This is a genomic window from Betaproteobacteria bacterium (genome assembly GCA_009377585.1).
GTDB lineage: Bacteria > Pseudomonadota > Gammaproteobacteria > Burkholderiales > WYBJ01 > WYBJ01.
On sequence record WHTS01000009.1, the window covers coordinates 87,760 to 94,389 of the forward strand.

At 65.6% G+C, this 6,630-nt stretch carries 9 protein-coding genes and 1 pseudogene; 6 read left to right on the forward strand and 4 right to left on the reverse strand.

Annotated features, from left to right (window positions below; genetic code table 11):
* Nucleotides 1-23 precede the first annotated feature (23 nt).
* Together GEV05_05375 and GEV05_05380 are read left to right on the forward strand one after the other, a co-directional pair.
* On the forward strand, nucleotides 24-410 hold the full coding sequence (locus GEV05_05375; GenBank protein MPZ42832.1) for an HIRAN protein: 387 nt from the start codon (nucleotides 24-26) through the stop codon (nucleotides 408-410).
* A 127-nt stretch (nucleotides 411-537) separates the two neighbouring features.
* On the forward strand, nucleotides 538-1,728 hold the full coding sequence (locus tag GEV05_05380) for a class I SAM-dependent RNA methyltransferase (protein ID MPZ42833.1): 1,191 nt from the start codon (nucleotides 538-540) through the stop codon (nucleotides 1,726-1,728).
* 12 nt (nucleotides 1,729-1,740) lie between these two features.
* Here GEV05_05380 and GEV05_05385 read toward each other — a convergent pair whose 3' ends face one another.
* Nucleotides 1,741-2,499: a TSUP family transporter gene (locus GEV05_05385; GenBank protein MPZ42834.1), complete on the reverse strand. Its 759-nt coding sequence runs from the start codon at nucleotides 2,497-2,499 to the stop codon at nucleotides 1,741-1,743.
* A 128-nt stretch (nucleotides 2,500-2,627) separates the two neighbouring features.
* On the opposite strand from GEV05_05385, the gene GEV05_05390 reads away from it, so the two are divergent.
* From GEV05_05390 to GEV05_05400, 3 genes are all read left to right on the forward strand, one after another.
* Nucleotides 2,628-3,869: a sigma-70 family RNA polymerase sigma factor gene (locus GEV05_05390; protein MPZ42835.1), complete on the forward strand. Its 1,242-nt coding sequence runs from the start codon at nucleotides 2,628-2,630 to the stop codon at nucleotides 3,867-3,869.
* 113 nt (nucleotides 3,870-3,982) lie between these two features.
* Nucleotides 3,983-4,360: a YciI family protein gene (locus GEV05_05395; GenBank protein ID MPZ42836.1), complete on the forward strand. Its 378-nt coding sequence runs from the start codon at nucleotides 3,983-3,985 to the stop codon at nucleotides 4,358-4,360.
* Between the two features lie 158 nt (nucleotides 4,361-4,518).
* A complete protein-coding gene (locus GEV05_05400; GenBank protein MPZ42837.1) occupies nucleotides 4,519-4,956 on the forward strand; it encodes a VOC family protein in 438 nt (145 codons plus the stop codon).
* 192 nt (nucleotides 4,957-5,148) lie between these two features.
* Here GEV05_05400 and GEV05_05405 read toward each other — a convergent pair whose 3' ends face one another.
* Nucleotides 5,149-5,655, reverse strand: coding sequence for a hemolysin III family protein (locus GEV05_05405; protein MPZ42838.1), 507 nt, complete (start codon nucleotides 5,653-5,655; stop codon nucleotides 5,149-5,151).
* 34 nt (nucleotides 5,656-5,689) lie between these two features.
* Here GEV05_05405 and GEV05_05410 point away from each other — a divergent pair.
* Nucleotides 5,690-5,895: pseudogene (locus tag GEV05_05410) on the forward strand (hypothetical protein).
* Here the strand turns inward: GEV05_05410 and GEV05_05415 are convergent.
* Entirely contained in the window at nucleotides 5,823-6,092 is a 270-nt protein-coding gene (locus GEV05_05415) for an SDR family NAD(P)-dependent oxidoreductase (GenBank protein ID MPZ42839.1), read from the reverse strand. The pseudogene GEV05_05410 and the gene GEV05_05415 overlap by 73 nt on opposite strands.
* Nucleotides 6,093-6,128: 36 nt before the next feature.
* On the reverse strand, nucleotides 6,129-6,584 hold the full coding sequence (locus tag GEV05_05420; protein ID MPZ42840.1) for a hypothetical protein: 456 nt from the start codon (nucleotides 6,582-6,584) through the stop codon (nucleotides 6,129-6,131).
* Between the last annotated feature and the right edge of the window lie 46 nt (nucleotides 6,585-6,630).

Consider the following 6,630-nt stretch of genomic DNA (forward strand, 5'->3'; position numbering starts at 1 on the left):
GCACGGCAGGTGAGGAGAAGCCGATGAGCATGCGTTCCAAGCCGCTCGTCCTGGCCGCGGCGCTTGCCTGCGGCGCGCACGGCGCCGTGGCGCAACCGCTGCCGGCTCGCATCGTCGTGCAAAGCTCGCCGCTGGCAGGCTTTCGCCATTACGAAGCGCCCAATCTGTGGGGCGAGGTGCGCTCGGGCGACGAACTGTCCTTGGTGCGCGAGCCCGACAACCCGCACGATCGCAACGCGGTGCGGGTCGAGTGGCGCAGCTTCAAGCTCGGTTACGTGCCGCGCTCGCAGAACGAAGCCGTGGCGCGCATGCTCGATCGCGGCACGCGGCTGGCCGCCCGGGTGAGCAAGCTTCAGCACACCCGGGCGCCGAACCGGCGCATCGAATTCGAGATCTTCATGCCGCTTTAGCGAGCTTCCGGTAAATGCTTTATAACTCGCCCCCTCCCTTGCAGGGCGCGCATCGGCATGGGAGAGGGGCGTGTCGTGCAAAAAGCGGCCCGTCAGTCACTTTGCGGATTATCGATAGGCTTGGCCCATGTCCCTGCAATTGTTCGCGCCCTGTCCGCGCGGCCTGGAAACGCTGCTCGCCGCCGAGCTTTCGCGACTCGGTGCGGGCACGACCACAACAACCGACGGCGGTGTGACCGCGAACGGTGACGCGCGCCTGCTCTACCGCGCCAATCTGGAGAGCCGGCTTGCGAGCCGCATCCTGTTGCTGGTCGGCGGCGCGGACTATCGCAGCGCAGACGATATCTATCGTGCGGCGCGTGCGGTCGACTGGATGCGATGGTTCGATGGCAGCTGCACGATTCGCGTCGCCGTCTCGGCCATACGCTCGCCGCTCGAAAGCCTGGACTTCGTTACGCTGCGCGTGAAGGATGCCGTCTGCGATATGTTCCGGGCCGCCACCGGGTCGCGCCCCGACGTCGATACGCGCACTCCCGATGTGCGCATCCATGTCTTCCTGGATCGCAACCGGGCGAGCTTCTATCTCGACACCTCGGGCGATCCGCTGTTCAAGCGCGGCTGGCGCACCAGCGTCGTGGATGCACCCCTGCGCGAAAACCTCGCCGCCGGCATTCTTCACATCGCCGGTTGGGAGCCACACGCACCGTTGCTCGATCCGATGTGCGGCGGCGGCACGTTCCTGCTGGAGGCGGCAACCATCGCGCTCGGGATCGCGCCGGGCACGAATCGCGGCTTTGCTTTCGAGCGCCTGAGCACTTACGACGCGCGCTTGTGGCGCGAAGTGCGCGAGGCCGCGGATGCCGCACGCCAACCGCTCGGCCCGTTGCCGATTCACGGCTCGGATCACGATCGCAAGGCGGTGAATGCCACCCGGGACGCGCTTCGCCGAGCCGGCATCGAAGCGGTGGTCTCGCTCCAACAGGTCGACATCCTCGAAGCGTCCGCGCCTGCCCCGAACGGAATCCTGGTCGCGAACCCGCCTTACGGCGTACGCATCGGCGAGCAGGAGGCACTCGCCGCGTTCTATCCCAAGCTCGGCGACCGGCTCAAGCGACACTTCGCCGGTTGGCGCTGCTGCTTCTTCACCGCAGATACGCGCCTGCCGAAGCTGATCGGCCTGAAGCCAGCGCGCCGCACGCCGCTCTACAACGGGGCGCTCGAATGCCGTCTGTATGCCTTCGACATCGTGGCCGGATCGATGCGGACACGCGACCGTGCCGATACCCAGTCCGATCGGCCGGCCACGGACGACCGATGACACGAGGAAGGATCAGGCCGAGGTTACGAGCAGCGCGCGAGCAATGAGCGACAAACCGGAAACAATCAGGAGCCCATAGAGAATCCGCACGACTCCCGTGCTTGCGGCACGCATGTGAATGCGGTTGCCGAGCCACAGCCCGAGACCTGCCGCCGGCAGGAACCAGAGCAAGCCGGTCGCGATTCCCGGCTGAAGCAGCACGCCCGCTGCGGCGAATACGACCAGCCGGATCACGAGGCTGAACCAGACCATCACCCCCATGGTTGCGCGCAGCGCATTCTTGTCCTCGATGCGCCGGGCAAGGTAGAGCAGATACGGCGGCCCGCCCATGCCGAACAAGGTCCCGCTGGCACCGCCGATCATTCCGGCGAGCGGTGCCCAGGCCTGCGAGATCGGTGCGCTCTTGCGGCGGCTCGCCAGTTGATAGGCGCCGTAACCGCCGATGAAGACGCCGAGGGCGAGCAGGCTCGCCGTGCGCGGCAGACTCACCAGCAGGCTCACGCCCAGAACAGCGCCCGCGAGCGAGAACGGGATCAGCCATTTCAGCTCGCGCACGGCGGCATCGCGCCGTCCCTGAGCGCCGACCGTGATGGCGGCGGCGAGATCGAGCAGGGACGCCAGGGCAAGCACCAGCGGCAACGGATAAAAGTGCGAGAGCACCGGAACGGTGAACAGCGATGCGCCGAAGCCGGTAAAGCCGAAGACGACATAGCCGAAGACGATGATCGCGAGCCCGGCGAGCGTCGCCCCCGGGTCGCCCAGAACGAACATGACCGCCCTCGCCAGTTCCGACCCGCGATGGTAGCCGCTTTCCCTCTTCCCCTTTGCGCCATCCGCCTTTAGGCTTCGCCCTCACGGTTGCCCTAGCGAACCCCGAGGACGTGGAAGTGAACATACCCATCCGCCAGGCGGTCGACGCGATCTATCGCAGCGAGTCGCGGCGCGTGCTCGCCACGTTGATCCGTCTGCTCGGCCACTTCGACATCGCGGAAGAAGCGCTGCACGACGCTTTCATCGCCGCGGTGGAGCAATGGAGCCGTGACGGCATCCCCGCCAACCCGCGCGCCTGGCTCGTGTCCACGGGCCGCTTCAAGGCCATCGACAAGATCCGGCGCCGCTCCCGCTTCGACGCCGCGGCTGCCGAGCTCGCCATCGAGCTCGAAGACGCGGCGGAGCCGGGGCCCGATGCCGACAGGGAAGAGCTGGAAGACGATCGCCTGCGGCTCATCTTCACCTGCTGCCATCCCGCGCTGCCCTCGGACGCGCAGGTTGCGCTCACGCTGCGGGAAGTGTGCGGGCTCACCACCGAGGAGATCGCGCGCGCATTCCTCACGACCCCGGCTACGCTCGCGCAGCGCATCGTACGCGCCAAGAACAAGATCCGCGACGCACGCATTCCCTACCGCGTTCCGCCGCGCGCGGAGTTGCCGGAACGGCTCGATAGCGTCCTGCGCACGATCTACCTGGTGTTCAACGAGGGATATTACGCATCCGCCGGTGAGGCATTGACGCGGCACGATCTCTCCGGCGAGGCAATCCGGGTCGGCCGCTTGCTGCTGGAGCTCCTGTCGGAACCCGAAGTCATGGGACTGCTCGCGCTCATGTTGCTGCACGAGTCGCGGCGCGAGGCGCGTACTTCCGCTGCGGGTAACCTGGTCCTGCTCGAAGATCAGGATCGTTCGGCTTGGAACCGCGACTACATCCGCGAAGGTATCGTCTTGGTGCAACGGGCGCTTGCCTTGCGCGGATACGGTCCCTACGCCATCCAGGCGGCGATCGCGGCGGTGCATGCCGAGGCGTTGTCATCGGCCGATACCGATTGGGCGCAGATCGTCGGCCTCTACGACGTCCTGGCGCGCATCGAGCCTTCGCCGATCATCGAGCTGAACCGGGCGGCGGCGATCTCGATGCGCGACGGACCGGCTGCCGGACTGGAGCTGGTCGATGCCATTTTCGCTCGCGGCGAGCTCATGCAATACCACCTCGCGCATGCGGCCCGGGCGGATTTCTGCCGCCGCCTCGGACGCGACGACGATGCGCTCACTGCCTACACCCGGGCACTCAAGCTCGCTCGCCAGGAGCCGGAGCGGCGCTTTCTAAAAATGCGGATCGCTGCCCTGAGGTCGACGCCCCCAAGCTAGCCGCGACCTTCCGGCTTCCTTGCCGGAGCACAGACTGGCGAAATTCCTCTCGCCCGCTGTCGATTCCGGAAGGTCGGCAACGACTAGGGAATGCAATTTGCCAGGAGAAGCCCGTGAAATACCTCTGTCTCATCTGCGCGGAAACCTGGATGGAGCGGTTCGCACCCGCCGAGGCGGCCGCGCACTTCGAGGAGTACCGCGAATTCACCGAGAACCTGCGTGCCGGCGGCCAATTCCTCACCGCCAACCGGCTGCAGCCACCGGAAACCGCGGTGACCGTGCGGGTGCGCCAAGGCCGCGTGACCGCGACCGACGGCCCCTACGCCGAAACGAAGGAACAGCTCGGCGGCTATTACATCGTCGAGGCGCGCGACCTCAACGAAGCGATCCAGATCGCGGCACGAATACCGGGGGCGCGCTACGGCTGCGTGGAAATCCGCCCGGTCGCCGACGACGCGCAGACCCGCAGCGCGCTCGGCGTGCCGAAATAGCCTTGCGGGCTTCACCGTAAATTGGGACGCACACAATTTCGTTCCGCCGTGCGTAGTACTTCATACGGTCGTTTATGGAAATTGTGTGCGTCCCAATTTACCGCCAATTTACCGTGTGCGTCCCAATTTACCCATTTACCAACGAGGAGACATCAACAATGTACGTCGAACCCTATCTGTTTTTCGATGGCTGCTGTGAAGAAGCACTGGCGTTCTACCGCAGCGCGATCGGCGCCGAGACCACGTTTCTGATGCGCTTCAAGGACAGCCCCGAACCGCCGCAAGAGGGCTGCGCGCAGCCGGGCGCCGACGACAAGGTGATGCACGCAGCCTTCAAGGTCGGCGACACGCTGATCATGGCCTCCGACGGCCGCTGCGAAGGACGCCCGAGCTTCCAGGGATTCGCGTTGACGATCGCGGTGCGCGAGGAAGCCGAAGCCGATCGCGTGTTCGCCGCGATGAGCGAAGGCGGTCAGGTGCAGATGCCGCTCACCAAGACGTTCTTCTCGCCTCGCTTCGGCATGCTGGCCGATCGCTTCGGTGTGGGCTGGATGGTGATCGTTGCGCAGGAGGAACCGAGCGCGGCGAGGCAGTAACAGCGGGGACAGGGGCGACGCGCCCTGCAAGCAAGAAAGCCGGGGAGCAACGTGCCGCCGTGCGGCCAATCTCCGCGGCGCTCAGACCCCTGAGCGTCGCGATCATCGATACAGCCGGCCGGCAGCTGTACCCTGAGGAGCGCGCGCCCGGGCCGCGGAACACCGAAGTTAGACCATGACGTAGGCGACTGGTCACGCGGCGTAATGCAGCACCGCGAAGACATGAAGACTGCTGCCCGCAACAACGAAGCCATGCCAGATCGCGTGCGCGTAGCGGAAGCGCGAATCCAGCACGAAGAATACGACGCCCGCCGTGTAGGCGATGCCTCCGGCCACGACCAATTGCACGCCGGGCAGCGGCACCCGCTCGACCAGCGGCACGGCCGCGATGAGTGCAAGCCAGCCCATGACGAGGTAGAGACCCGTCGAAAGCCAGGGATGCGATAGCCGGTCGCATGCCTTCATCGTCACCCCGAAGACTGCGAGCGCCCACACCAGGCCGAAGAGCGTCCACCCCCACGCACCGCGCAGCGCACCCAGGGCAAACGGCGTATAGCTGCCGGCAATGAATACACAGATTGCGCCGTGGTCGAGCTTCATGAAGACACGCTTGGCGCGCCCGGCCGGCAGAGCGTGGTACAGCGTCGACACGAGATACAGCAGCACCATCGTTGCCGAAAACACGCTGGCGCCAACCACGTTGGCGGCGCCGGACTCGCTGGCAGAGCGTCACATGATCGGGAATGGTTTGCCAGCGATTCATCCGGGAGAGTTTCTTCGAGAGATCCTCGAGGAAAGGGCCATATCGCAAGCCCAATTCGCGCATTCGCTCAGTCACCGCAGTATTGGCTGAATCTGCAGGCCACCTATGACCTCAAGCTTGCAGAGCGCGCAATTGGAAACCGCCTGAAGGCAGTATCCGAGCTTACGCCGGCCTGAGTAAGCAGCGGGGCCCCAAGTCTGCCCGCGGCCGTGACCAGCTGCGCGGTTTCCTGGCCGCCTGCCTCGTTGATATCCCCACAGACGACGCGTGCGCCCTCGCGCGCGAAGATCATGGCTGTCGCCCTGCCGATCCCGCTGCCCGCGCCCGTAATCGCGATCGTCTTGCCCTTGAAGTAGTCCGGTGTCCTGGCCATAGGTTTACGTTGGGTCGATGTTTCGAAACGGCGCTATCAATAGTTGAGCGCGTGACCGATGTTTTTCATCACCTTGGTCCACTTCTCCAGGTCCGCACGGATGACCGCGCCGAACTGATCCGGAGTCGAACCGACCAGGGTCCAGCGATCGGCTTCGAACCGCTGCGCGACATCCGGCGCCCTGACGGCCGCGGCGATACCATCGCTCAGCTTTCTGACGATCGCGGGCGGTGCCTTGGCGGTGATCGCGACGCCGTAATACTGATTGAGCTCGTAACCAGGCACGCCCAGCTCGGCGATCGTCGGCAGGTCCGGCATCGCGCGCATGCGCTCGCGCGACGTGACGGCCAGCGCCCGGGCGCGTCCGGCCTGCAGGTGCGGTCTTGCTCTGGTGAGCGTGATGAAGCCGATCTGAACTTCGCCCGCAAGCGTGGCGACGATCGCCGGAGCGCCACCCTTGTAGGGTACATGGTTGAATTTCGCACCCGTCATCTGGGCGAGGACCTCCCATCCCAGATGCTGCAAGCTGCCGGTACCG